At 71.5% G+C, this 24,706-nt stretch carries 22 protein-coding genes; 12 read left to right on the forward strand and 10 right to left on the reverse strand.

The window, feature by feature from the left end; genetic code table 11:
• Window positions 1–113 precede the first annotated feature (113 nt).
• The 3 genes from K7C98_RS04140 to K7C98_RS04150 form a co-directional block, all read right to left on the reverse strand.
• Window positions 114–1,103: a cation transporter gene (locus K7C98_RS04140; RefSeq protein WP_224190185.1), complete on the reverse strand. Its 990-nt coding sequence runs from the start codon at window positions 1,101–1,103 to the stop codon at window positions 114–116.
• Window positions 1,100–1,549, reverse strand: a complete 450-nt coding sequence (locus tag K7C98_RS04145) for a transporter substrate-binding domain-containing protein (RefSeq protein ID WP_224190186.1) — start codon at window positions 1,547–1,549, stop codon at window positions 1,100–1,102. The genes K7C98_RS04140 and K7C98_RS04145 overlap by 4 nt, the downstream gene beginning before the upstream one ends.
• Before the next feature lie 127 nt (window positions 1,550–1,676).
• The gene (locus K7C98_RS04150) at window positions 1,677–2,558 is read right to left on the reverse strand and encodes an SDR family oxidoreductase (RefSeq protein WP_224190187.1); all 882 of its coding nucleotides are present in this window, start codon (window positions 2,556–2,558) and stop codon (window positions 1,677–1,679) included.
• 184 nt (window positions 2,559–2,742) lie between these two features.
• Between K7C98_RS04150 and K7C98_RS04155 the strand changes: the two genes are divergently transcribed.
• The 6 genes from K7C98_RS04155 (at window position 2,743) to K7C98_RS04180 (ending at window position 8,305) form a co-directional block, all read left to right on the forward strand.
• A complete protein-coding gene (locus tag K7C98_RS04155) occupies window positions 2,743–2,925 on the forward strand; it encodes a hypothetical protein (RefSeq protein WP_224190188.1) in 183 nt (60 codons plus the stop codon).
• Window positions 2,926–2,933: 8 nt separating this feature from the next.
• The gene (locus tag K7C98_RS04160) at window positions 2,934–3,713 is read left to right on the forward strand and encodes a methyltransferase domain-containing protein (RefSeq protein WP_224190189.1); all 780 of its coding nucleotides are present in this window, start codon (window positions 2,934–2,936) and stop codon (window positions 3,711–3,713) included.
• A 325-nt stretch (window positions 3,714–4,038) separates the two neighbouring features.
• Window positions 4,039–5,352: a hypothetical protein gene (locus K7C98_RS04165; RefSeq protein ID WP_224190190.1), complete on the forward strand. Its 1,314-nt coding sequence runs from the start codon at window positions 4,039–4,041 to the stop codon at window positions 5,350–5,352.
• Between the two features lie 84 nt (window positions 5,353–5,436).
• Complete coding sequence (locus K7C98_RS04170) at window positions 5,437–6,018, forward strand: RNA polymerase sigma factor (RefSeq protein ID WP_224190191.1); 582 nt, start codon at window positions 5,437–5,439, stop codon at window positions 6,016–6,018.
• 11 nt (window positions 6,019–6,029) lie between these two features.
• Window positions 6,030–6,851, forward strand: a complete 822-nt coding sequence (locus K7C98_RS04175) for a hypothetical protein (protein WP_224190192.1) — start codon at window positions 6,030–6,032, stop codon at window positions 6,849–6,851.
• A gap of 74 nt (window positions 6,852–6,925) precedes the next feature.
• Window positions 6,926–8,305, forward strand: coding sequence for a WD40/YVTN/BNR-like repeat-containing protein (locus K7C98_RS04180; protein WP_224190193.1), 1,380 nt, complete (start codon window positions 6,926–6,928; stop codon window positions 8,303–8,305).
• 46 nt (window positions 8,306–8,351) lie between these two features.
• Here the strand turns inward: K7C98_RS04180 and K7C98_RS04185 are convergent, their stop codons facing one another.
• From K7C98_RS04185 to K7C98_RS04195, 3 genes are all read right to left on the reverse strand, one after another.
• On the reverse strand, window positions 8,352–8,954 hold the full coding sequence (locus tag K7C98_RS04185) for a hypothetical protein (protein ID WP_224190194.1): 603 nt from the start codon (window positions 8,952–8,954) through the stop codon (window positions 8,352–8,354).
• 124 nt (window positions 8,955–9,078) lie between these two features.
• Window positions 9,079–9,792: a hypothetical protein gene (locus K7C98_RS04190; RefSeq protein WP_224190195.1), complete on the reverse strand. Its 714-nt coding sequence runs from the start codon at window positions 9,790–9,792 to the stop codon at window positions 9,079–9,081.
• Between the two features lie 304 nt (window positions 9,793–10,096).
• A complete protein-coding gene (locus K7C98_RS04195; protein ID WP_224190196.1) occupies window positions 10,097–12,028 on the reverse strand; it encodes an FG-GAP repeat protein in 1,932 nt (643 codons plus the stop codon).
• 442 nt (window positions 12,029–12,470) lie between these two features.
• On the opposite strand from K7C98_RS04195, the gene K7C98_RS04200 reads away from it, so the two are divergent.
• From K7C98_RS04200 to K7C98_RS04215, 4 genes are all read left to right on the forward strand, one after another.
• A complete protein-coding gene (locus K7C98_RS04200; RefSeq protein ID WP_224190197.1) occupies window positions 12,471–13,352 on the forward strand; it encodes a universal stress protein in 882 nt (293 codons plus the stop codon).
• A gap of 53 nt (window positions 13,353–13,405) precedes the next feature.
• Entirely contained in the window at window positions 13,406–14,488 is a 1,083-nt protein-coding gene (locus tag K7C98_RS04205; protein WP_224190198.1) for an FKBP-type peptidyl-prolyl cis-trans isomerase, read from the forward strand.
• Window positions 14,489–14,613: 125 nt separating this feature from the next.
• On the forward strand, window positions 14,614–15,672 hold the full coding sequence (locus K7C98_RS04210; protein ID WP_224190199.1) for a formylglycine-generating enzyme family protein: 1,059 nt from the start codon (window positions 14,614–14,616) through the stop codon (window positions 15,670–15,672).
• 256 nt (window positions 15,673–15,928) lie between these two features.
• Window positions 15,929–16,453, forward strand: a complete 525-nt coding sequence (locus tag K7C98_RS04215) for a DUF2505 domain-containing protein (RefSeq protein ID WP_224190200.1) — start codon at window positions 15,929–15,931, stop codon at window positions 16,451–16,453.
• Window positions 16,454–16,572: 119 nt separating this feature from the next.
• Here the strand turns inward: K7C98_RS04215 and K7C98_RS04220 are convergent, their stop codons facing one another.
• From K7C98_RS04220 to K7C98_RS04230, 3 genes are all read right to left on the reverse strand, one after another.
• Complete coding sequence (locus K7C98_RS04220) at window positions 16,573–17,247, reverse strand: hypothetical protein (RefSeq protein WP_224190201.1); 675 nt, start codon at window positions 17,245–17,247, stop codon at window positions 16,573–16,575.
• A gap of 259 nt (window positions 17,248–17,506) precedes the next feature.
• Window positions 17,507–18,400 carry a DUF1036 domain-containing protein gene (locus K7C98_RS04225; RefSeq protein WP_224190202.1) on the reverse strand — a complete coding sequence of 298 codons (894 nt, stop codon included), beginning with the start codon at window positions 18,398–18,400 and terminating at the stop codon, window positions 17,507–17,509.
• Between the two features lie 369 nt (window positions 18,401–18,769).
• Window positions 18,770–20,197 (reverse strand): FG-GAP repeat domain-containing protein, encoded by a 1,428-nt coding sequence (locus K7C98_RS04230; protein ID WP_224190203.1) that lies wholly within the window; start codon window positions 20,195–20,197, stop codon window positions 18,770–18,772.
• Between the two features lie 714 nt (window positions 20,198–20,911).
• Here K7C98_RS04230 and K7C98_RS04235 point away from each other — a divergent pair.
• Together K7C98_RS04235 and K7C98_RS04240 are read left to right on the forward strand one after the other, a co-directional pair.
• Window positions 20,912–22,861, forward strand: a complete 1,950-nt coding sequence (locus K7C98_RS04235) for a permease (protein ID WP_224190204.1) — start codon at window positions 20,912–20,914, stop codon at window positions 22,859–22,861.
• A 555-nt stretch (window positions 22,862–23,416) separates the two neighbouring features.
• Window positions 23,417–23,818 (forward strand): hypothetical protein, encoded by a 402-nt coding sequence (locus K7C98_RS04240; RefSeq protein ID WP_224190205.1) that lies wholly within the window; start codon window positions 23,417–23,419, stop codon window positions 23,816–23,818.
• Between the two features lie 197 nt (window positions 23,819–24,015).
• On the opposite strand, the gene K7C98_RS04245 is transcribed toward K7C98_RS04240, so the two are convergent.
• Window positions 24,016–24,606: a hypothetical protein gene (locus tag K7C98_RS04245; RefSeq protein ID WP_224190206.1), complete on the reverse strand. Its 591-nt coding sequence runs from the start codon at window positions 24,604–24,606 to the stop codon at window positions 24,016–24,018.
• Window positions 24,607–24,706 lie beyond the last annotated feature (100 nt).

Genomic DNA, 24,706 nt, shown 5'->3' on the forward strand with positions numbered 1-24,706 from the left:
GATCAGACCAGTCGGAGTACCGGGTTCATCTCCTGATCGTCGAGGCCACCATGCACGGTGGATCGGCGCCGGCACTCATGATGCGGCGATGTGGCGTGTACGGGAGGGGCCGCTCACGCGTCGCCGCAGGCTTCGTCGCAGGTGTCCTGGATCAGGCTGGGCACGAGCTGGACGGTGACGTCGGTGAGGCGCCAGTGGAGGGCGCGCGCGAGGGCGCCGACCTGTTCGATGCGCCGGAGCGGGGTGGACTCGTCGACGGGGACGACGAAGACCTCGCCGATGAACACGTGGCCGTGCTCGCGCAGGCGCACCGAGACGTCGCGGACCCAGGGGAGGGCGAGCACGGCGGCGGCGAGGCGCTCGGGCAGCGGGTCGTCGCACTGGCAGGCGACGTCGCGCGGGCGGCGGTCCATGAGGTCGCCGAAAGCGGCGATGAGGTTGCGGGCGCCGTCGCGGGTGATGTCGACGGCGATGGCACAGGCGGCCGCGGCGTCGGCCCACCACAGGCCGACGCCGATGCCGAGGACGCCGAGGACGCCGGCGAGGCCGGTCATCCAGTCGGCCTTGTTCATGAGGGCGTCGGTGTAGAGCGCCTTGTCGTGGAGGTCGTGGGCGAGCCGCAGCTTGATCCGCCCGAGGATGACGGTCGGCGCGGCGCTCCACACGAGGGCGGCGAGCATCAGCCAGCCGAGCCAGAGGTCGCGGCCGAACACGGTGACGCTGCCGATCGTCGGCCGCTCGGCGCGGAAGAGGGTGTAGAGGCTCTCGCCGAGCAGGTAGGTGCCGAAGCCGAGCAGGGCGACGGCGGCGACGAGGAAGGCGATGGTGACGGCGCGGTGGTAGCCGTAGCGGTAGGCGTCGGTGGCCTCGCGCCGGCGCAGGTGCGAGGCCGCCAGCACGGCGATCGGCGGGACCATGCCGAGCATGTCGTCGATCCACACGGTCTTCATCGCCTGCGACTGTCCCATCACGACGGCGGTGAAGGCGATCGCGCTGGCGAAGAAGAACAGCGAGACCACCTCGACCCGCACGGCGCTGCGCATCGCCGGCTCCTTGGCGCACGGGAGCTCGTGCGCGGGGGTGTGGCCCCACCGCTCGCTCACGGGTCGCCGCACTCCGCGGCGCCGCGCGCGAGGGCGCCGGCGAGGTCGGCCCCGGCGAGGAACGCCTCGAGCTGCATGGTCCACGCGTTCTCGCCGGGCGGGACGGCCAGCACGTGCTCGCCGGCGCCGTCCTCGTGGTAGGGGCGGGTGAAGCCGACGCGGTCGCTCCACGGGTTGTCCTCGACCAGGCCGCCGATCACGAGGTCGAGCTCGAAGCGCTGCAGGGCGGCGAGCAGGCGGGTCTCTCCGCCTGTCTCGAAGGACATGTCGATGCCGCGGGCGCGCGCGAACCGGCGGAGCAGCGCGACTTCGGCGCCGGCGAGCCGGCCGTCGCGCTCGCAGGCCCACGGCGCCTGGAGGACGACGCCGACGCGGGCGCCGTCGGCGGCGACGTGGGCCGCGGTGCCCTGGGGGTCGCGCGGGAGGCCGCAGGCGACGCCGAGCACGAGCGCCGCGATCGCGGTGGGGCGGGCCGGGCTCGTCCGAGCTCGCTGGGTCGATCGCTCATCGCCGACGCGGGGCTCCGCCGCGGTCGCGCGGGGCGAGCATGATCGCGGCGCGCGCCGGCGCGGCTCAGGCGTTGACGATCTCGCCGCCATTCGGGTGGAGCACCTGGCCGGTCATGTAGGAGGCGTCGGCGCTGGCGAGGAAGACGAAGCAGGTGGCGACCTCCTCGGGCTCGCCGGCGCGGCCGAGCGGGGTGTCGCTGCCGAAGGTGGCGACTTTCTCGCGGTCGAAGGTGGAGGGGATCAGGGGGGTCCAGATCGGGCCGGGGGCGACGGCATTGACGCGGATGCCGTCGCCGGCGAGGTTGGCCGCGAGCGAGCGGGTGAAGGCGACGATCGCCCCCTTGGTGGCGCTGTAGTCGAGCAGGGCCTGGCTGCCGCGGTAGGCGGTGACGGAGGTGGTGTTGACGATGGTGGCGCCGTCCTGCTCGCGCAGGTGCGGCAGCGCGGCCTGGGTGAGGAAGAACATCGAGAAGATGTTGGTGCGGAAGGTGCGGACGAGCTGGTCCTCGTCGATGTCCTCCAGCGACTTCTGCGGGTGCTGTTCGGCGGCGTTGTTGACGAGGATGTCGAGCCGGCCGAAGCGGTCGACGACCTTGCGCACGACGTCGTCGCAGAACTTCTTGTCGCCGAGGTCGCCGCGCAGGGCGAGGCAGGCGCGGCCCTCTTTCTCGACCTGGGCGACGGTCTCGCGCGCGTCGGCGTCCTCGCTGAGATAGACGATGGCGATGTCGGCGCCCTCGCGGGCGAACAGCACGGCGGTGGCGCGACCGATGCCGCTGTCGCCCCCGCTGATCAAAGCGACCCGCCCGGCGAGCTTGTCGCTGCCGCGATACTCGGGCCGGCGATAACGCGGACGCGGGGCCATCTTCTCCTCGTGTCCGGGCGGCTTCTGCGTCTGCGCGGGCCGCTGTTCGCTCTTCTCGTCGCGCTTGGAGGCGTTTCCCATGGCCCGGGGCTCTTGGCACGCGCGGCCTCGCTGTCAATGCGCAGACCAGGAGGCGAGCGCGCGAGCGGTCGATGCCGGCAGGGCTCGCTGTGACAGCGAAGGACGCGCAAATGGCGCGAATGCGCGCGGGCATTCGTGGCAGGCGTGACGGACGAGCAGAGGGGCGCGGGTTACACTCGCGCCCGTGAAGGGCACCCTGGGCGACAATCACGGGGTTGGCGAGGCCGCTCGGATCACCGACGCGACCGCGATGCAGCGCCGTCACGTCACCCACGACGACTCGATCTGGCGCGGCCGCCGGTCCGCGTGGACGAGCATCCGTCTGACCGGCGAGCCGCTGCTCACCCTGATGCGGGCCGGATGGTGAAGGCGTCGATGCGTGTGAACCGCCGCCTCACCCTGCTCGCCCTGCTCGCCGCTTCGACCGCCGTCGTCGGCTTGTACGCCGCTCGCCCCGGAGCGCACGATCCCGACGTCCATACATGCAACTTGTGTGGCCTCACGGGCCGGTTCGACGCCGCCGGTGGCCGTCCTGGCGCTGCTTGCCCGCGCTGCAAGTCGCGCGAACGCCACCGTTTGCTGCTCCATTGGCTCGAGAACGAGACGACGCTGCCGGCGCGAGCGTTCGACGTCCTGCACTTCTCGCCGATGCCGGGCGAAAAGGACGCCTACCGCCGGCGCACCCGTTGGCGCTACCGCACCGCTGATTCTATCCGCGGCAGAGAAGACCTCTATCTCGACCTGACCTCGCTGCTGTTCCTCGACGACGCGACCTGGGACCTTCTGATCGTCTACCACGTGCTCGAGCACATCGAGGACGACCGCGCCGCGATCGGCGAGATGTACCGCGTGCTCCGTCCGGGTGGCCTCGCCCTCGTGCAGGTCCCGCTCGAGCCCGGCCGCACGCACACCTACGAGGACCCGACGATCGTCGACCCGTACCAGCGACTCGCGCACTTCGGGCAGGGCGACCACGTACGCATCTACGCGGCGCGCGACCTCAAGTCGCGGCTCGAAGCGGCCGGCTTCGTCGTCGAGCCCGCCGACCCACTCTCGCGCCTGCCGGCGTGGCTGGTCGCTCGTCACGGCCTGTCGACCGGCGCCGCCGAATCACTCGACGAGCGGATCTGGCTGGCGAAGAAGCCGCGCCGCTAGTCGCGGCCGTCAGGCGAGTCGATGGATATGTCTCTCGAGACATGTCCCGAGGTTTCGATCTCGCCGGCCGGGGCGCGGGTCGCGAGATTGGAGGGCCGCTGCTCGGCGAATCGGTGAGACCGGCGGGCGCGATGATCGGCGAGGCGAGGGCGCGAAATTCGGCGCGGGTCCGGGGTGCATGCGCGCGAGGGGGCAGAGTGCGCTGGCGGCTCGGGCACGGCGCCGAGGCGCGGGCGGGGCCCAGGTGGTATCACCGCCAGCGAGCGACGTGCGCAGCCGGGACTCAGCGAGGACACGTGAGCGCGCGGCGCGGGCCGCAGGGTGCGTGCTGGCGGCGGCGCTCGGGCTCACGGCGGGGCGAGCGAACGCGCTGCCCGCCATCCGCTGGGAGGCGCCCGCCGGCTGCCCCGAGGCCCAGCGCGTGGAGGCGCGGATCCGCGAGGTCGTCGGCGCGCGGCCGGTCTCGCCGGCCGTGACGGCGGTGCACGCCCGCGTGAAGCGCCAGGGCGAGGGGTGGCTGCTGGCGGTGGTGTTCACCCGCGACGACGGCACGACGGAGCGGCGGCTGACGCTGCACGACTGCGAGGCGACGGCGAACGCGACGGCGCTGCTCGTCGGCATCGCGCTGGTCGAGGCGCCGGAGAGCAAGAGGGAGGCGATCCCGCTGGCGGTGCCGGTGCCGGAGGCGGCAGAGCGAGGACCAGGGGCGACGGGCGCGGGTGCGGCGAGCGGGAGCTCCGGTGCGGCGGCGAGAGGCGAGGAGACGATGGGCGCGCATGGGCGCTCGCGCGCGGCGGGGCCGGGCGAGGGCGGGGAGGACGGGCGCGGGCGCGCGTCGGCGGGGAGCGAGGGCGAGGCGAGTGGGCGCGAGCGCGCTGCGACGGGGAGCGGGGGCGAGGCGAATGTGCGCATTCGCGCGGCGACGGGCGAGGCGAATGGGCGTACTCGCGCGGCGGCAGGGAGCGAGGGCGAGGCGAATGGGCGCGGTCGCGCGGCGGCGGGGGGCGAGGGCGAGACGAATGCGCGCAGTCGCGCGGCGAGCGGCGAGACGCAGGCGGTGGGCCTGGACGGGGCGCGAGACGCTGCGCGGGGGCGTCCCTTCGGAGCGTCGGGCGGCGCGCGCGCGCGAGCGTTCGCGCAGGTGGGGCCGGCGGTGGCGGCGGGGATCGTGCCGCGGGTGACGCCAGCGCTGACGGCGGCGCTCGGCGTGGCGTGGCCGCGGCTCCGCCTGGCGCTGGGCTACACCCGGCTGTTCCGCAGCGAGGCGCGCTGGTCGGTGGAGCGCGACATCGGCGCCGAGGTGTCGGTGCACGCGGCCTCGCTGCGCGCAGGGCCGGTGCGCCGCGTCGGGCCGGTCGAGCTGCAGGCGGGGCTGGGGCTGGAGTTCGGGGCGATGCGGGCGCTGGGCTTCGGCAGCCCGACGAACCTGGACGGCCGCACGTGGTGGGGCGGGGCGCTCGGCGGCGGGGCGCTGGCCTGGGTCCCGCGGGCGCTGCGGGGCCACGGTGCGCTGGTGGTGCAGGCGGAGCTGGTGGTGCCGCTGCACCGGCCGACGCTCCTCTACAACGACGACCCGATCTTCCGCCTCGGCGCCGTGGGCCTGCGCGCGGGGGTGCAGCTCGAGGCCCGGCTGTTCTGATGGGCGTGGCGGTCAGGGGCGGGCGCGATTTCACCCGTGCAATCTCATTAATGCGAGCGGGCGGCCGCGGGAGAGCACGCTGCCATGATCCCCGCGCCTGAACCGCCGTACGCCAGCGACGGGCCGCCGCCCGCGGAGCCGCGCGTGCCGGAGCTGATGGAGATCTATCGCGCCCACGTGGACTACGTGTGGCGGATCGCGCGGAGCCTGGGGATCCCCGCCGACGCGGCCGAGGACGTCACCCAGGAGGTGTTCCTCTGCGTGCACCACAAACTCCACACATTCCGCCCCGGCGGATCGATGCGGGCGTGGCTGTTCGGCATCACCCGCAACCTCGTGCTCCACGACCGCCGCAGCCACGCCCGCCGCGAGCGCCGCCTGGCCGCGCTGTCGCAGCCGACGACGACCACGACGACCCGCGAACCCGACGCGACGGTGCGCGTGCGCCAGGCGGCCGAATTGATGCAATCGTTCCTCGACGAGCTCGACCTCGACAAGCGCCTGGTGTTTCAGATGACGGAGATCGAGGAGATGACGGCCGAGGAGATCGCCGAGGCGCTGACGATCCCGCTGGGCACGGTGTATTCGCGGCTGCGCGCGGCGCGGGCCAAACTCGAGCGATTCCGCCTGCGGCTGCACGCCCGCAGCGAACGGAGGCATGTATGAGCGACGAACCGGTGAGCACGCGTGAGCTCGTGGCCGCGTTTCGCAGCATGGAGCGGCCGTCCGATGCGGCGAAGGAGCGGATGGCGCGAGCGCTGGCAGCGGCGGTGCCCGCTCCGCGCGCGGCGACGGTGATCCGGCTGCGGCCGCCGCGTCGCCGTCGCACGATGCCGGTCGGCTGGCTGGCGGTGGCGGCGGCGCTGCTGCTGATCGCGGGGTCCTCCTATTGGTTGGTGAGCACGCAGCAGCGGCAGGCGCAGGGGCCGGCCGATCTGCTGATGGCACCACAAGACGCCGACCTGACGCAGGGGACGGCGCTGCCGCGGCAGGTCGAGCCGGAGCGAGCGACGAAGCCGGTGATCGAGGTGGCGGCGCCGGTGATGCTCGAGCAGGAGCCGGCGCCAGAAGCGGCGAGTGAGCCGGTGGAGCCGCCGGTGGCGGAAGCGATCGTCGAGGCGGCGCCGCGCAAGCCGACGCGATCACAGCCGCGTCCGCTCGCGGGGGAGCGGACGGCGGCGGGCCAGGAGCCGGCGAGCGATCCGGTCCTCGCCGAGCTGGTGCTGATCCAGAAGATCAAGGACGCGCTCGACGCGGATCGGCCCGCCGCGGCGCTGGCGGCGATCGAGGCGCACGCCCGCGAATTCGCCCGCGGGAGCCTGGCGGAGGAGCGCGAGGCGCTGCGGGTGGTGGCGCTGTGCGACGCGGGCGAGCGAACTCGAGGGGAGCGCGCGCGGGAGGCGTTTCTTCGTGCGTATCCCCGCTCGGCGTACCGCGAGCGGGTGCGCGCGACGTGCCCGATCGCTGCAGCGCCGGAGACGACGACGACGATCGATTAATGGCGAGGGCGGCGGGCGGGAAACACACTCGCAACGCGAGACGCGCCATGAATTACTTGTCCGCTTCCTCCTCCATGCGAATCCTCTTGCTCGCCGGGCCGGCGTGCCTGCTCGGCGCGTGCGTCGACGGCTTGCCGGTCGGCCAGACCGGCACCGACACGTCGACCGACGCGACGACGCAGCCGACGAGCGAGACCACCACGAACGAGACGCCGACGACGGAGTCGCCGACGACCGGCGAGACGACGACCGAGTCGACGGGGACGTCGGTCGAGCCGACCAGCACGGGGACGACGGCGGTCGAACCGACGACGGAGACGACCGCGAGCAGCGAGACGACGACGACGACGACCGGCGAGGCGACGACCGAGACGAGCACGGGCGACACGAGCGGTGATTCGAGCACCTCGGATTCGACGACCGGCCCGGGCGAGGGCTGGCAGCCGCCGAATTGCGAGTCGGTGACCGGCACCGGGGCGGTGACGTTCAGCTTCGATCAGGGCGCGACGCTGGCACCGATGGATCAGCAGATCTTCCCGGTGACGTACACCTTCGGCCTGGTGGCGCTCGGCAAGCCGGGGGCGATGCTGGCCGGCACGGGGCAGCAGATCCTGGCGTCGAGCGACGCAGGCTGCTCGTGGCACTCGATCGGGCCGGCCGGCAACCCGAACGCGCCCGCGGTGCGCCTCCACGCGGCCGGCGAGACGCGCGCCTACGCGTACGGCGACAACAACGAGGCGATCATGCGCGTCGACGACGAGGTGATCCACAAGTTGAGCTCGCCGGCCGGACAGGACGGGATCGTCGGCCTCGGCGTCGACCCGAACGACCCCGACCACGTGCGGATCGGCGACTCGGCCGGTCGCCTGTGGGACTCGATCGACGCCGGCGAATCGTGGCAGCCGAGCGGGATCCCGGCGTTCGCCGGCTCCCTGGCCTATCGCGTGGCGTTCGACCCGCAAGACATCGACCACGTGGTGGTCGGCGCGCTGGGCGAGGGCGTGCTGGTGTCGCACGACGCCGGCGAGGGCTGGCAATCCGCCGCCGGCCTCAGCACCGGCGACGCCAACGGCTTCAACCTGGTGGTGTCGCCGGTCGACGGCGACATCGTGTGGGTCGAGGGCCTCGACCTCGAAGACCCCAACGACCAGACGCAACGCCACGTGTACCGCTCGGAAGACGGCGGGCTGTCGTTCACGGCGGTGATCGAGGCCAACGAGGCCCAACTTTACAACGGCAACCACCTGTTCCCGCACCCGACCGACCCGGACATCCTGTACTTCGTGTTCGGCTCGAACTACCAGGCCTACGGGACCGACCTGTACCGCTACGATCACGGGGCAGACGAGATCACGCTGACGCACAACATGTGGCACGACACGGTGATCACGTTTCTGCCGGGCGACCCGTCGGTGATCTATCTCGGGCTGTCGATCGAGCCCGGGGGCGGGTGAGCCTGGAACGGGAGCGGCGGCCTCGTGGCGCCGCTTCGAGCGTCGGTCAGAAATGGTAGTCGATGTCGTAGGGGACGCACGCGTCGGGATGGCCGCGATCGACCCGCATGAAGATGTAGGCGCTCTCGTCGCCGCCGTCGTTGCCGCAATAGAGATCGATCGAGACGAGGGCGCTCACGCCCGTGTCACAGCAGCCGGGCCGGCCGTCCGGTGATTCGTCGTAGATGCTGTCGACGCAGGTGAACGGGACGGTGTTGCCGTCCGCGCACTCGACGAAGACGCAGAGCCGGATCTCCTGGTCGGCTGCGAGGGTGCTCGTCGGGTCGACGACGGCGAAGGCCACGTCCTGGCCCATGTAGGCGAACCAGTCGACGTCGACGTCGCCCGCGAGGATCGACTCGACGAAGTCTCCCGAGCTGTCGTCGTCCGTGATGTTGTTGAGGACGTACGCCTCGTCTTCGATCTCGTTGGGCTCGAGATCGTCGGCAGGGTTGCAGGCTGGACGATCGGCGGGCAGGCCTGTGCCTCCGGTCGGGTCCTCGGACGTGCTGCTGGTCGAATCGTCGCCGGCGCCGGTGGTCGCGTCGTCGGTCGAGGTGCCGGGAGGGGTACCGCTGGAGGTGCCGATGGGGGCGCTGAGCGTCGACAACGGATCATTGTCGTCGGAGCAGGCGGAGGAGCAGAGAAGGGCGACAAGTGCGATAGTGCGATACAGGGTCGCAGGACTGAGCATCTTTGAAGATTCTCCGGGATGAGATATTCGAGCGGTTGAATCACGATCTCTGGCGCGTCGCCCGCCAGGCCAGTGCGCCCGACGCACAGGTGCACAGGAACAGGATGGCGATGACGCCGAGGAGACCCAGGCGCTGATAGGGTAGGGGAAGGAATTTGAACAGGCTGCGCTCGACGGTGATCAGGGCCTTCGAGACGTCGAGCGTGGGGTACGCTCGAGTGAGCAACCAGGCAGCGGCGAAGCCGACGAGGAGGCTCCTGGTGAGTCTGAAGCGCTTGTGCCAGACGGAGGCGAGAGCCGAGTCGCCTGCCGGAGAGGGCTGGAACTGCGCCGCGCATGATTCATACAAGGAGCTGACACGGTCGATGTCGTCTTTCCGGCCAGGGCGGACCTCGTGCAAGGCCGCGAAAAGCGCGGGGTCGACACGCCCGCGGCGTAGGGCGAGTTGCACGAAATCATGGGCGAGCGTGGCGAATGCGACGTGCTCCCCCGGGAGTTCGTGTGCCTTGACAATCTCGGTGTGTGCCACCCACATTCGGAGTTCGGTGGCGGAGAACAGCTCGAGCAAGAGGTTCTCCAGGGCGACCATCACGGATGCTCGGTCAGTCATGCGCCAGACGACCCGAAGGGTGTAGAGCGTTTCCGACCATGCATGCAAGCGCCTGGATGCAGAGGTCGCGTGATCTAAATCCGAGCAATGTTCGACGGCGGAACGCGCCGTCGCGTGCCGGAATGAACGCGTCTTCGCGGACACGGTGCGAGACAGTGGTCAATACGTCCCGCGGCGAGTGGTGGCGCTCGTGAGGCCGCGGGCCAAGGCGCGAGGCGATGCCCGGGCGGGCATCAGTTTGGTCTGGAAAAATGGCAGACCACCGCGTCACGGCCGGACGATCGGCTCGCCGTCGGGGCGGCTCCACTCCGGATGCTCCGTGCCGAGGGCGAGGCCCAGCTCGGCGAGGAACTCCTGCAGCTCGTTCACGACCTTGCGGCCGGAGGAGGGCCGCTTCAGCGGCGGCCCTTCGATTCCGAATCAGGACAGGGCCGCGTCCTCGCCCTGGTCAATACATGTACACGGCGCCGACTTGCGTCCCCTGCTTGGGGTACTGGTGCCCGCCGATGCCGGTGGCGAGGCTGCGCTCGAGCGGGGCGGCGATCGCCAGCGTGCCGCCGTCGGCGGTGAGCGCGACGTCGGCGCCGAACGACTCGTGACTGCCCGAATTCGGCGCCTTGAGGTAGCTGCGGTGCGTCCAGGTGCCGGCCACGCGCGTGAAGACGTAGGCGGCGCCGGAGTCAGGCTTGGTCTCGTCGAGAGGGTCGGCGAAACTTCCGGCGTCGCCGCCGCTTTCGTTCGGCGCGCCGGCGACGAGGATGCCGCCGTCCCCGGACAGCGCGACCGAAGCACCGAAGGCATCCACGATATCTGCGTTCGGAGCCTTGACATAGGCGTCTTGCTGCCAGGTCTGGTAGCGACGAGAGAAGACGTAGACGGCGCCCGCGTTGAGCGCCCAGTCGTTCGGCTGTTCATCGTCCATCTCGTTGCTCGTGGAGGACTCGAGGGGCGCCCCGATGGCCAGGGTGTCGCCGTCGAGCGCGAGCGCGATGGCGTAGCCGAAGCAGTCTCCGGAGCCCGGGTTCGACGCCTTGATGTACGCCTGTTGCGTCCAGACGTCGTTCTTGAGGCTGAACACGTAGGCCGCGCCCGAGATCAGCGAGTCGTCGGATTGATCGCCGTCGATCCCCGGCGATCTGCTGCTCTCGTAGGGCGCGCCCACGGCGAGCGTGGTGCCGTCGGCGGACAGCGCGACGGCGGCCCCGAACGCGTCTTGCTGGCCCGTGTTCGACGCCTTCAGGTAGGCGCGGTGCGCCCATTCGCCGCCGTCATGCGAATAGACATAGACGGCGCCGGACTCGGGGGCGACGCCCTGCCCTGGAGCGCCGTCGACGCCGGTGGCGGCGTTGCTCTCGTCGGGAGCGCCGACCGCGAGGGTCTTGCCGTCGGCGGACAGCGCCAGCGCGTAGCCGAACTCGGCGCCCGGACCGGTGTTGGTGGCCTTGATGTACGCCGACTGCGACCATGCGCCGGCCTGGCGCTCGAACACGTAGACGGCGCCTGAATTGGCCGCGCTGTTGTCGGTGGACTGGCCGCCGATGCCCGTGGCTGCGCTGTCCTCGAAGCGGGCGCCGACGGCGATGGTGTCGCCGCTCGCGGAGATGGCGACCTCGCCTCCGAACCGATCGTCAGCGTTGACGTTGAAGGCTTTGAGGTACGCCTGCTGCTTCCACGCGTCGCCTTCGCGCACGAACACGTAGGCGGCGCCGCTCTTCGGGCTGCTGTTGTCGTATTGGGGGCCGTCGACGCCGTGCGCGCCGCCGTTCTCGTACGTGGCCCCGACGACCATCGTCGTGCCGTCGGCGGAGATGGCGAGGCCGCCGCCGAAGGAGTCGCCGCTCTCGGCGTTGCTGGCCTTGAAATAGCCGATCGCCTGGTCGACCGCGGGCTTGACCGGGATCGGCTGCGATTCGCTGCAGCCGGAGGCGTTGCAGGCGCGGAGCATATAGCTGGCTTCCATGCGCAGGTGGATCGGCATCGACCAGGAGGTCGCGGCCTCGACGAGATCGCCGCCGAGCTGCGACCAGCCGGGGACGCCGGGATAGGGGCGCTCGAACAATTGATAGTACCCGGCGCCGGCGACGGGGGCCCACGAGAAGTCGTATTGTTTGATCGGTGAGTAGCCGAGGGCGAGGGTCGGGGCGGCGGGAGGCGCCCCGGCCTTGGCGCCGGTGCCGTCGCCGCCGGTGGTGCCGCTCGTGGGCTCTTCGGTGGTCGAGGTGAGGATCGACTCGGTGATCGTCGGATCCTCGAGGGCCTCGGCGCTGGTCCCGGTGGTGCCGTCGTCCGTCGTGGTGGTCGTGTCTGCAGAGTCGGGAGGCAGCGTGCAGCCGAGCGTGCAGAGCGTGAGGAGCGGATAGATACGCGGGAGGATCGACATCGTGGCGGCGGACAAGGCAAGCGCCATGCCAGGGCCCGCGGGCCGCGATCCCGGGGTTCGGCGGCGGTCCCGGGGCAGGCCGAGTTGGGGACCCCAACCGTGGTTGGGTACTGCGTTTGGGCCCCCCGTCGCGACGTCTGTGGTTCGTTGAGTGATTCAAAATGTGTCTATTGAGACATGTTCAATGGGGCATGTTGTCGAGCTGATGACCTGGCTGAAGAGACATGTTGCTCCGCGCGGGGGCGGGCGGGGGCTGCCGACCTCGCCCAGGGCGGGGTTGCCGCGGTCGGGCTCGCGAGGTTGGCGGGCGCCGCGGAGCGGCAGGCGAAGCGGGCGCGAGGGGGCTGGAAGGACGGGGCCGGCGTGCGGGCGCGTCGAGGCGACGGGGCTGGAGGGTGGCGGGCTGCGTTGCTCGTCGGCCAAGCGCTGTCATCGTTGCGGCATGAACTCGTGGATCGTCGGGGTCGACCTTCGTCACCGCAGCGACGGCGCGGTGCGTTTCGGGGCGTGGTTGCGCGCGCAGACGGGCGGTGCGATCGAGCTGGTGGGGGTGCACGTAGCGCCCACGGACGTGGTCGACCAGCTCGACCAGTTCGAGGGGCGGGTGCGGGTGCGCGAGCGGCTGAAGACGGAGGCCGAGCTGGCGATGGACCGGGCGGGCGTGCGCGACGCGTACGCCGAGGTCGAGCTGATCGAGGCGGACGAGCCGGCCGAGGCGCTGGCGAACGCGCGGGCCGGGCGGACCGCGGTCGGGCTGATCGTCGGGCGCAAGGCCGCCAGCGACGGGCGCGACCTGGTGCGGCTCGGCAGCGTGGCGCGCCGGCTGCTGCAGCGGCTGGTGGTGCCGACCTTCGTGGTGCCTCCGGACCTCGCCGCCGACCAGCTGGGCAGCGGGCCCATCGTCGTCGCCGTGACGCCGGCGGACGCGAGCGCCGGCGCGGTCGAGGTCGGCGCGGCGATGGCGAGGGCGCTCGGCCGGCCGCTGGTGTTCGTGCGCGTGGTCAGCGTGCCGGAGGAGTACACGCAGATCTACTGGTCGACCGACGCGCTGGCGCAGTTCAAGGGCCAGACGATCGCGGCCGCCAAGGACCGCAGCGCCGAGTGGCTGGCCGACCACGGCCGCAGCGAGCCGGTGGTGGTCCGCTATGGCGACACGATCACGGAGATCCTCGCGGTCGCGGCCGAACAGGGGGCGCCGTTCCTGGTGTGCGGATCGCGGCTGCTCAGCCGGGTCGAGCGGGTCATCGCCCTCAGTACCTCGAGCGAGCTGGCGGCCCGGGCCGCGATCCCCGTGCTGGTGGTCCCGCCCGACGCGCGTGCTTGACGAGGCCGGTGGGGCGTGCGCCCGCCGCGAAAGTGAGATATAGACGCCGCGCCATGAAGTTCCGCGCTCCGTTCGCGCTCCTCCTCCCCGTCGTCCTGGCCGCTTGCACCGGCGGCGAGGCGCCCAAGACCGACACCACCAAGACGGAACCGGCCAAGGCCGAGCCCGACAAGGCCGAGGTCAAGGCCGAGCCCGCCAAGGCCGAGGCGCCGCCGCTGCCGCTCGAGCCGACCGACGCGATCAAGTACGAGCCGCCGTTCGACGGCAAGCCGCTCAGCAGCGACAAGACCGAGAGCGGGCTGACGATCGAGGACTTCGTGGTCGGCGACGGGGCCGAGGCGGTCAAGGGCGGCGAGGTCGAGGTCCACTACACCGGGTATTTGACCGACGGCGTGGTGTTCGACACCTCGAAGAAGCGCAACCGGCCGTTCACGTTCTCGCTCGGCGAGGGCCGCGTGATCAAGGGCTGGGACGAGGGCGTGGTCGGCATGAAGGTCGGCGGCAAGCGGCGCCTGATCGTGCCCGCGGCGCTCGGCTACGGTGACCGCCGGGCCGGCAAGATCCCCCCGGGCGCGACGCTGGTGTTCACCATCGAGCTGCTGTCGTTCACGCCGCCGCCGCCGCCGCCGCAGCCGCTCACCGCGTTCGAGGCCAAGCCGGTCGGCACCAAGACGATCGAGGGCGTGAAGATCACCGACTACAAGCTCGGCGAGGGCGCCGAGGCCAAGACCGGCGACACGGTCGCGGTCCACTACCGCGGCACGCTCAAGGACGGGACCGAGTTCGACTCGTCGCTGGCGCGCAAGCCGATCAGCTTCCCGCTCGGCCAGGGCCGCGTGATCAAGGGCTGGGACCTCGGCATCGCCGGCATGAAGGTCGGCGGCCTGCGCAAGCTCGAGATCCCGGCCAAGCTGGCGTACGGCGAGCGGGCCAAGGGCAAGATCCCCGCCAACTCCGACCTGACCTTCACCGTCGAGCTGATGTCGGTCAAGCCGGCCCCGACGCCGCCGGCCGGCGCCACCGCGCCGGGGGCGGCTCCGGGCCAGCCGGCGACGCCCGGCGCGGCCCAGCCCGCCGGTGGGGCGGCCCAGCCCGCCAGGCCCGACGCGAAGCCCGCGGAGAAGAAGGCCGAGTGAGGCCCTCCGCGGCGATCGTGGCGCTCTCCGTGGGCCTGTCCTGTCGGGCAGGTCCCTCGGAGCAGGCGCCCGGTGCCGCGAGGCCGGGGGTCGGCGCGGCCGCCGGCCCAGGTGACTCTGCGGACATGTCCGTGGGGGCAGGTGAGAAGGGCCCGGCGAAGCTGGCCGAAGGGGCAGGTACTCCGGCGGCCGACGCGGGCGCGCTCGCTGGCCCGGGCGGGGCCGCCGGGGCCGGGATGTCCGCAGGGACAGGTGGTGCGGGCGGCGACGCGAAGCTGGCTGCAGGGACAGGCGGCGCGGGCGGCGATGCAAGGCTGTCCGCAGGGACAGGTAGTGCGAGCGCCGATCCGCCGCCTCCCGGGGCGCCGGCGCCGATAGCCTGCCTCGACCCGCCGCCGCCGGGGATGGCGTGCATCCCGGCCGGGTGGTTCATCCGCGGCAGCGACACCGGGCCGGAGCACGCGCGGCCGCAGGCGCGGGTGTGGCTGCAGACGTACTACCTCGACCTCAACGAGGTGACCTACGCCGAGTACAAGGCGTGCGTGAAGGCCAAGAAGTGCGACCCGAAAGGTGGGCCGGCGTACACCGACTTCGACCGGCCGAAGCAGCCGATCAACGGGGTGAGCTGGTTCCACGCCGACGGCTACTGCAAGGCCCAGGGCAAGCGGCTGCCGAGCGAGGCGCAGTGGGAGAAGGGCGCCCGCGGGCCCGACGGAGCGCTGCACCCGTGGGGCGACGAGCCGGCGACGTGCGAGCGGGCGATTTTGAAGGACGAGACCGGGCGCGGCTGCGGGGTCAAGAAGCAGGGCAGCAAGCCGGAGACCGGGCGCCCGTGGGAGGTCGGCTCGCGGCCTCCGGGGCGATATGGCCTTTACGACATGTCCGGAAATTCATGGGAGTGGGTGGCCGACTGGTTCACCCGCAGCTACGCCGAGTGCGGGGCCGACTGCGAGGGCGTCGACCCCCTCGGCCCGTGCGCGAAGGACGGCGAGCCGGCCCGCGACTGCCCGGGCAAGCTGCGCAAGATCGTCCGCGGCGGGTCGTGGTACTGGGACGCCTCCTACGCGACCGGCGTGTGGCGACGGCCGCACTTCCCCAGCAATCAGCCGTTCCACCACTTCGGCTTCCGCTGCGCCGCGAACGCGAGCGAGGCGGCGGCGCTGCAGCGCGACCCGGCGGGGTGAGCGGGCCGGAGAGTCCCCCATCAGCCGTTCCGGCGCGGCGGCGTGGCGGGGTGAGGCGAGCGGGACGGCGCCCGAGCTCACGGCTCGGGGGTCGTCGTCTGCTGGCAGACTTCGCAGGCCGCGCAGCTTGCGCGGCGCGGTGACGGTGCGGCTCGCCGATGCAGCGGGGCCCCGAAGTGCGCGGGCGATGCAGGCGGGCGCAGGCGCGGTGCGGGGCGGTTGACGCGGGCGCGGCCGCGTGAAAAAACCCCCGGCGATGAAGTTCACGATCAGGCACCCGTACGCGATCGAGCCGGAGCCGTTCTGGCGCGAGGTGTTCTTCGACCACGATTACAACGAGAAGCTCTATAAAAAGGGCCTCGAGTTCGAGGCGTTCGACATCGTCGAGGAGACGAGCCCGCCCGACGGCCGCAAGACGCGGAAGGTGCGGGTGACGCCGAAGATCGACGCGCCGGCGGCGATCCGCAAGGTGCTCGGCGACTCGGTGTCGTACGTGGAAGAGGGACGCCTCGAGGTCAGCGGGCCCAACACGCCGAAGTGGTTCTCGAAGGTGCTGCCGTCCAAGCTGGCCGACAAGACGACGATCAAGGCCGAGATGTGGCTCGAGCGCACCGGCCCCGGTCAGTCCGACCGCGTCGCCGAGTTCGAGATCGAGGTCAAGATGTTCGGCGTCGGCGGGATGGTCGAGAAGTTCCTCGAGAAGACGATGCGCGAGAGCTATCAGAAGGCGGCCGACTACACGAATCAGTGGCTGCGGGCGAACGGCAAGGCAGGGAGCTGATCGCGCGGGCTCGCGGCTCCGCAGGCGCGAGCCTGCAGGGCGCGGGGGCCGACCTCGTCGGGCGGGCGCACGTCGCCGAACCTGGGGTCGCGGCGATCCTGTCGGCATGCGTTCGCGTTTCAGGGCGACGGCTCCGCCCCCGGGGACGAGCGTTGCCCCTCGCACGTCGATACGTCCTCCTCGGCGACGGAGCAGGGATTCGGCTCGCCCGCGACGAACGCCGAATACTCGGCGCATGACAGCGCCCCGGTGCACGCATGGAGCGCGGCGAACGCGGGGCGGCACTCGTCCGACGCGTCTCCCGCCAGCAGGAGATCCTCTTCACAGGAGGACGTACATTCATCGGCGGTCCAACCGGAGTCCGGATCGCACTCGGTATCCACCATGCACATGGCTGTGCACAACGTATTCACGTCAGGATCGTCCGCGAGGGTCAGAGCTTCGTCGATCTCGGGCTCGAGTTCGCAGCCGTTCACGGTGCGGCTGTACTCTTTCTCGAGCGGTACGAGACCCGGGGCCTCGATCCGGAGCGCCAATGTCCCGGCGCGGTAAGTTCCGGGCTCGCGGGCATAGTTTACGGTGACGATACACGTGTCGGCGTGCCCGGACTCCGGCTCTGCGGGGATACCGCATGAGAGCTCGAAATCTACCACGTGCTCGTCTTCACCCGTCCAGGTCACGGCGATGGTGGCCTGGGGCAGCAAGTTCCCACGGGTGTCTTGCAGCGTGAGGGTCGGCCACGATATGCCGAGATCACAGGGCTCTTCCCCGCATGCCGGCGCGAGCCCCAGCACGAGCGCGAGCCATAACCTCGGCGGGTGGGCGTCCGCGGAATGCTCAGTAGCAGGCATGGTTGTCCGTCGTTGGGGTGGTCTTGATCGCGGAGCAGATGAAGTCAAACACTCCAGTGCGGATCCGGGTGGCGAAGGTCCATGAGCTCGAGTTTTTTGTCAAGCAAGATGGCTCGTACCGTCTGATTCGAGGATTTGCAGATGGACTCCCGTTCTGGCTATTGACGGCATCGTGCCCAGACCTCACCGGTCTCACGTCAGGCTAGTTGGAGAGATTCCACTGGTGGATGCCGTCCCTGTCCGGATCGTCGATCGCTCCGAATTCCTGCATGTAGATGTTGAACTTGGTCGGATTCACGCATTCGTCGTCGGTGTACGTGAACTCGTCGCCGCGGTGGACGCAGAAGTATGCGGTATCATAACCGCGGTTGATCCACTCGACGAAGGTGTCGGCGTCGATGAGGGGGCCCTTGGCGACGGCGTAGAACATGCCGTTTCCGCGGTACCCGGTGATCGGGTCGCCGCACTGGCCAGGGTCGAGCACCCACCACCCCTCGGCCACCCAGACCCCGTCATCGCCCCGGTACCCGACGGCAAGGTTGGCGGAGTAGCTCGAATTGTTGCAGACCCTCAAGGTCCTGACGATCGGCTCGGTGGTGACCGACCAATCGACCTCGTTGCAGGCACAGTTGAGGAAGTGGCCCACCAGCTTGCTGGCGCCGGGGATGCCCACGTCCGCGACGTACTCGACGATCATGCCCGCGACGCTCGCGGCGAGCTCGGCGTTCGAGCCGAGGTTGTAGCATTCGCTGGCGGAGCTGATCCTCCCCTCGTCGCGCTCGTCCTCGAGCCACGCGATCAGGTCGCCGTTGAGCGCGGGGTAGGCGTCGCACAGGCCCACACCCGTCTCGCAGCTGATCCACTCGCGGAAGAAGCATTCCGTCTTGGCGAGCTCGTCGACCATCTCCTGCTCGCAGGTGCGGAAGGGGTCGTTCCACAGCGGGCAGGGGATCGTGTAGACGTTGGTGTTGCGCTCCGTGCACAGGTCGCCGATCGTGTTCCCGTCGCATGCGGTCGCGCCGGCGTGGTCGGACCAGGCGAGCGCCCCGAGCCCGCCGACGGCCAGCATCCGCGTGAGTCTTCCAATCGTCGTCATCTCTGCCTCTTTTCCACCATGTCTCGTTCGCGCTCGCATGCACGAACGCGTGCGTACAATGAATTACGCGGTCGAGCGGACCACTAAGAAATCCATTAAAAACCGGGACACCAGGAGCCACCGACTCCAGGCGAGGCTGGAGGCCCACTCGACGCACGTTCGTGGCCCGACGAACTCGCGGACCGGCGTGTGCCCATGCTTCGTAGCGACGCGCCGGCCGATGGGTTTGCTCGCCTCGACGAGCTCGCGCGCCGGCCTCGAACGTCACGCCGAACGGCACACCCAGGCAGTCCCCGCCAACCGCCGGCGGGTCGGCCGATGGCGGCGCACCGCGATGTGTCCCCGGGGACAGGTCCCCGGGAAGCGCGATCACGGGTCGGCGAGCAGGACGCTGACGGTGCTGTCGCCGTTGTTGGCGGTGACGAGGTCGACGGCGCCGTCCTTATTAAAATCGCCGGTGGCGACGACGTAGGGGGCCATGCCGACGGCGAACGGTTCGGGGGCTCCGAAGCCGCCGTTGCCGTTGCCGCGCAGGACGCTGACGGTGTTGGCGCCGCGGTTGGCGACGACGAGGTCGAGGGCGCCGTCGCCGGAGATGTCGTGGACGACGAGGCCGATGGGGTCGGCGCCGCAGGGGTAGGGGATCGCGCCGCCGAAGCCGCCGAGGCCGTCGCCCTGGAGGACGAACACCTGGCCGGCGGCGGGCACGGTGACGACGGCGTCGGTGTCGCCGTCGCCGTTGAGGTCGGCGAGGCCGACGGCGTAGACCTGGCCGCCGGCGGGCGAGTTGGTCGGCGGGCCGAAGTTGCCGACGCCGTTGCCGAGCGAGACGCTGAGGTTGCTGCCGCCGTAGTTGGCGCTGACGAGGTCGAGCGAGCCGTCGCCGTTCATGTCGGCGGCGGCGACCCAGGTCGGCCCCGTGCCGACGCCGACGGTCGCCGGCGCGGGGAAGCCGACGCCGTCGGAGATCAGCACGGTCAGGCTGTCGGCGCCGTAGTTGGCGACGACGAGGTCGTCGTAGTCGTCGCCGTTGAGGTTGGTGGCGAGGATGTAGCGGGCGCCCGCGCCGGCGGCGATCGCCGGCTGGCCGACGAGCATGCCGGCGCCGTTGTTCTGATAGACCGAGACGTCGTTGCCGGCCATGTTGGCGGTGACGAGGTCGGGCGCGCCGTCGTTGTTGAGGTCGGGCACGGCGGCGGAGTACGGACCCATGCCGACGGCGAGGGCGACGAGGGCGTTGAAGCTGCCGTCGCCCTTGCCTGTCCGTACGGTCATGTTGTTTGTCATGTTGTTGGCGCAGGCGACGTCGTCGTTGCCGTCCTTGTTGAAGTCGGCGACGGCGACGGAGATCGGGCCGGAGCCCATGCCGAGCGCGGTGAACGGCTTGAAGCAGACCTCGCCCGGGGCCGGCTGGCCGTCGCCGCACAGCGCCGGCGGGGCGTCGGTGGTGGCGCCGTCGGTGTCCTCGCCGACGCAGATGTCGGCGGTGCACACAAGGCCTGCGAGACATGTCGCAAGGGGCAGGCAGGGACAGCCCTCCTCGCCGTCGACGCAGGCCGGACCGGTGGTCGGCGCGACGGTGGTCGGCGCGACGGTGGTCGGCTCGACGGCGGTCCCGCCGGTGGTGGTCGTCTCGCCGGTCTCGTCGCCGGTGGTGGTGCCCGGCATCGTCATCGACGCCATCGTCATGGTGGAAGGGAGGCTCGTGCTGGTCGTCGCGCCCGTGTCGTCCCCGTCGCCGCCGCCGCACGCCGTGAGGGCGACGAGCGCGAGGCCGTACCGTGTCCAAGAGGCCATGGCGGGAGAATGGCGGGCCGCGGCCCGGGCCGTCAACGCTCACCGTCGCCCGTCCGGGTCGGCGTGAGCGGCAAAAGCGGAGGTGCGCGCAAGGCTTCGCGCACGCTGCGCGGCACGCTGCGTCGTGTGCGAAAGGACATGGCGAATGGGTCATGGCACATCCGCCAGGTCGCAAGGCGCCGCCGGTCGGGCGGACGCGCGACGCTCGAGCGGCGCCCGCCGCCCGGCGGCGCCGCAGGTCTGGGGCTCCACTTCTGCCGCCGAGCGCCGGCGGACCGCTGCGCGGCGGGCGTCAGCGGTCGCGGCGGAGCGGTGGCCGGGGGGCGGCTCGCAGCGGTAGAGCCGAGGGAAGGCGAGTTCGGAGAGCCTCCCGTGGGGGCGTGGAAGGCGAGTTCGGAGAGCCTTCGAGGGGCGCCCCGTGCAGCCGGTGTGGGGCGTGGAAGGCGAGTTCGGAGAGCCTTCGAGGGGGCACCGTGCGGCCGGTGTGGGCCGTGGAAGGAGAGCTCGGAGGCCCTTCGCGGCGCCACATGCGGCCGGTATGGGCCGTGGGAGGCGAGCTCGGTGAGCCTTCGGGGGCGCCGCGTGCGACCGGCGAGGCCGTGGAAGGCGAGCTCAGGGAGCTTTTCCGTGGCCCGCGGCGGGCCGACGCGGGCGGGGGACGGCGCGCGGCCCGGTGCCGCCCCGCGGCGATTTCAGGCTATGGTCGCGCCCTCGATGCCCGGCGACTCTCACGGCACCTGGATCCTCGCAATCAGCGTCGCGGCGCTGGTGCTCGGCCCGCTGCTCCACGCGGCGGCCCGGCGCGAGCGCGTGACGATGGCGGCGCTGGACAGCTTCGTGCTGGTGGCGGTGGCCGGATTGGTGGCGCTCGAGATCGTGCCCCGCGCGCTGGCGCTGGCCGGCTGGCCGGCGTTCGTGGCGCTGCTGGCAGGGCTGGCCGGACCGGCGATCGCCGAGGGCCCGTTGCGGATGGCGGCCGGTGGCACGCACAGGGCGGCGCTGACGCTGGCGATCCTCGGCATGGCGCTGCACGCCTTCACCGACGGCCTGGCGCTGGCCTCGACCCACCTCGAGGGCGGCGAGTCGCACGGGCTCGAGGTGGCGGTGATCGCCCACCAGCTGCCGGTGGCGGTGGCGGTGTGGTGGCTGCTGTCGCCGGCCGGGTTCCTGGTCGCCGCCGGGTCGCTGGCGCTGCTCGCCGCCGCCACGGTGGCCGGCTACGTGTTCGCCGACGCCTCGTTCGCCGCGCTCGACGCCTGGTGGCTGGGGCTGTTCCAGGCGGTGGTCGGCGGTCTCTTGTTACATGTCGTGGGGCACAGGTCCCAGGGGACAGGTGATCGCAAGGCCCGGATCGCGGCGGCCTGCGGCGGGCTGTTCGGGCTCGGGCTCCTGGTCGCGCTGGCCGCCGAGTCGCACGGGCCCGACGACCCGCTGGCGCGCACGCTGGCGGCCCTCGGCGAATTGGTGCGAGACAGCGCGCCGGCGCTGCTGCTGGCGTACGCGCTGGCGGGGCTGGTGTCGGGGCTGATGCCGGAGGCGCCGGTGCGCTGGCTGCAACGCGGAGGTCCGGCCGGGCAGGCGCTGCGCGGGATGGCGGTGGGGCTGCCGCTGCCGCTGTGCTCGTGCGGGGTGGTGCCGGTGTACCGCAGCCTGCTGCAGCGCGGGGTGCCGGCGGCGGCGGCGATGGCGTTCTTCATCGCCACGCCGGAGCTCGGGCTCGACGCGATCTTGCTGTCGTGGCCGCTGCTCGGGGCCGAGATGACGGTGCTGCGCGTGCTGGCGGCGGCGCTGGTGGCCTGGCTGGTCGGCTGGTGGGTCGGCGGCAAGGCGCGGCGGATCGGCGAGACGACGGCGGGAGAGACCGGGCCGCGCGGGTCGGCGCTGACGCGCCTGCGCGAGGGGCTGCGCGCCGGCTTCGGCGAGTTGGTCGATACGACGGCGCCGTGGATCGGGCTCGGGCTGCTGGTGGCGGCGCTGATCCAGCCGTGGATCGATCCGTCGGCCCTGACGGCGATCCCCGGGCCGGCGCAGGTGCTGCTGTTCGCGGCGATCGGGGTGCCGGTCTACGTGTGCGCGTCGGGGGCGACGCCGCTGGTCGCCGCGCTGCTGGCCAAGGGCCTGAGCCCGGGCGCGGCGCTGGCGTTCCTGCTGACGGGGCCGGCGACGAACGCGACGAGCTTCGGGGTGCTGGCGCAGGAGCACGGGCGCGCGACCGCGGTCCGGTTCGCCGCGGCGATGCTGGCGCTGGCGGTCGGGCTCGGGCTGGTGGTCGATCTGGCGCTGCCGCAATTGCGCGCGGTCGCAGGCGTGCAGCCCCACGCGGGCCACGGGCCGCTGGCAGAGGTGGCCGCGTGGGGGCTCGTGGGCCTGTTCCTGCTGTCGTTCGTGCGCCAGGGGCCGCACGCGTTCTTCTCGCGGCTGTGGGAGCGCGAGGGGCACTCGCACGCGCACGACGGGCACGACCACGGGGAGCACTCGCACGAGCATGGGGGGTGCTGCCACGAGCACGCGGGGCACTCGCACGAGCATGCGGGACACTCTCATTCGCACGAGCACTCGGGGCATTCACACGAGCACGCGGGGCACTCGCATTCGCACGAGCACGCGGGACACTCACACTCGGGGCATTCGCACGAGCATGCGGGGCATTCGCACGACCATTGAGGGCATCGCACCTGCGGGCAGCTGCGCCCGACGCCGTCGCGCTGGCGGACGGGGGCTGAACGGGCGAATGTCGGCGGCGGGGCGGCCTTGCGCGGCCTATTCCGGGGATAGCTGGCATGCCGCCGGTCGCGGGTGTTTCATTGCGGGCACGTCATAAAATGCGTATTTTGTGAGCGCTGACACGAGATGAAGACGCGGCTCGGAGCCGGGCGTCTTCGAGCCTTCCAGCGGGCGGGGGAAGAGCGGGCGCATTGGTGTGGGTGTGGCCCGGATCGCAGCCGCGAATGTGTCGGCCGGCACTCGCTTCGAGCGGCGCGGCAGGCGGGCGCGTCGTGCCGAGCCGGGGGCATGGGGGCGATCGCCCGCGGACCGCCGTTCTGCAGCGCACGTTCGTCGGGTGGTCGCGGGATCAGGGCAGTTCGTCACAGGTGGGACCGTGTGGCCGATGTCAACATTCTGCGATTGACGGTACCGCAGCCTGAAGCAGATTTCAGGCTGACGACGGGGGAGGACAGGCGTACGGCACGTCCCACCGGCGTAGAGGAGGAAAAAACCATGCTAGTTCATCCTGCGAGCGTCCTCGCGGCGACCTTCGTGTTCACCATTCCGTTCATTCAAACCTGCGACACGCCCGGGGGCGAGGTCCCCGTGGAAAACGACACCACCGAACCCGGTGTCGAGTGCGAGCCCGAGGAGGGCGAGCCCGAGTGCCGTTCGTGCCTGCGAATCGCCTGCTGCGACGGCCTGGCCGCCTGCGAGGACGACCGCACCTGCAGCTGCGTGGTCGATTGTATGTCCGACTCGCGCGTCGGCCTCGAGGAGTGCGCGCGGACCCGCTGCGACGCCTTCGACCTGACGGCGGCCCTCGAGCCGCTGAGCCGGATCTGCGCCATCGACGAGTCGTGCGGCGGGCCGCGGATCTGCGAGGGCACCCAGGAGCTGCCGCTGCCGCGCTGAACGCGGGGCACAGGACGCGGGATGCGACGGTGAGGCGGGATCGTTCGAGGGGGAGCGGTCCCGCCCCGCTGCGTCGCTTCGGCGCGTCGCAGCTCCGTGGGATCGATGATAGCAATGACGAATCGGCGGCGCTCGGGTTGCGACGATCGGCGATAGTGATGACGACGGCGAGCTGCGGACGCGACGAATGGGCGTGCTCAAGGCTCGAGGGGGGACGGGAGCAGGACCACGTGGATCCGGCGCTCGTCGTCGAGACGGATCGCCAGATCCTCGCGCCACGGGTCGCCGCCGTCCGGCCAGCCGCGCCGGCGCATTTCGGCGTCGTGGGCGTCGTGGACGGCGCGCGACCACACGTGCTCGACGCGGGTGGTCCAGGCGCCTGCCGGATCGCGCCAGGACAGCTCGTCGAGGATTCGCGGCGGGAAGCTCAGGCCGGCCTCGCGGCCGGCGACTTCCGCCTGGGCGGCGCCCAGCGCGATGAGGGCATCGCCATCGAGCAGCGGACCGCCGCGACGAGGGCGGAGCGCGAGCCGGCCGTCACGCACGAATGCGGCGAGGACGTCGGCCGCGGCTCGCTCGCGCTCGCGGCGGAGCTCGGCGTGGCAGGGCGGACAGTGGCGGAGGGCGATGCCTTCCCAGGAATCGTCGCGGGGCAGATCGTCGACGCGCTGGCCGGGCCTGTAGCGCTGGTCGCAGTCGTCGCCGGTCTTGAACTGAATCCGCGCCAGGTAGGACCGGCCGCAGCGCTGACACGCGAGGTCCATGTCGATGCATCGCGTCAGGCCCACGGCGCCGGAGCGTAGCAGGACCGCCGGCTCGGCCGATACCGGCGCGAGTCCGTCGTCGTGTCGATCGTCGCCGGCGACGCGTCGCGCCCTTCAGCGCCGC

It is taken from the genome of Nannocystis pusilla (assembly GCF_020073745.1).
GTDB classification, from domain to species: Bacteria; Myxococcota_A; Polyangia; order Nannocystales; family Nannocystaceae; genus Nannocystis; species Nannocystis radixulma.

What these genes read in the sequence shown, in the direction of transcription:
- K7C98_RS04150 (WP_224190187.1), bottom strand. Translation starts at nt 2,558, where the DNA reads ATGGGAAACGCCTCCAAGCGCGACGAGAAGAGCGAACAGCGGCCCGCG.
- K7C98_RS04160 (WP_224190189.1), top strand. Translation starts at nt 2,934, where the DNA reads ATGCGTGTGAACCGCCGCCTCACCCTGCTCGCCCTGCTCGCCGCTTCG.
- K7C98_RS04170 (WP_224190191.1), top strand. Translation starts at nt 5,437, where the DNA reads ATGATCCCCGCGCCTGAACCGCCGTACGCCAGCGACGGGCCGCCGCCC.
- K7C98_RS04180 (WP_224190193.1), top strand. Translation starts at nt 6,926, where the DNA reads ATGCGAATCCTCTTGCTCGCCGGGCCGGCGTGCCTGCTCGGCGCGTGC.
- K7C98_RS04195 (WP_224190196.1), bottom strand. Translation starts at nt 12,028, where the DNA reads ATGTCGATCCTCCCGCGTATCTATCCGCTCCTCACGCTCTGCACGCTC.
- K7C98_RS04200 (WP_224190197.1), top strand. Translation starts at nt 12,471, where the DNA reads ATGAACTCGTGGATCGTCGGGGTCGACCTTCGTCACCGCAGCGACGGC.
- K7C98_RS04205 (WP_224190198.1), top strand. Translation starts at nt 13,406, where the DNA reads ATGAAGTTCCGCGCTCCGTTCGCGCTCCTCCTCCCCGTCGTCCTGGCC.
- K7C98_RS04210 (WP_224190199.1), top strand. Translation starts at nt 14,614, where the DNA reads ATGTCCGTGGGGGCAGGTGAGAAGGGCCCGGCGAAGCTGGCCGAAGGG.
- K7C98_RS04215 (WP_224190200.1), top strand. Translation starts at nt 15,929, where the DNA reads ATGAAGTTCACGATCAGGCACCCGTACGCGATCGAGCCGGAGCCGTTC.
- K7C98_RS04225 (WP_224190202.1), bottom strand. Translation starts at nt 18,400, where the DNA reads ATGACGACGATTGGAAGACTCACGCGGATGCTGGCCGTCGGCGGGCTC.
- K7C98_RS04230 (WP_224190203.1), bottom strand. Translation starts at nt 20,197, where the DNA reads ATGGCCTCTTGGACACGGTACGGCCTCGCGCTCGTCGCCCTCACGGCG.
- K7C98_RS04235 (WP_224190204.1), top strand. Translation starts at nt 20,912, where the DNA reads ATGCCCGGCGACTCTCACGGCACCTGGATCCTCGCAATCAGCGTCGCG.
- K7C98_RS04240 (WP_224190205.1), top strand. Translation starts at nt 23,417, where the DNA reads ATGCTAGTTCATCCTGCGAGCGTCCTCGCGGCGACCTTCGTGTTCACC.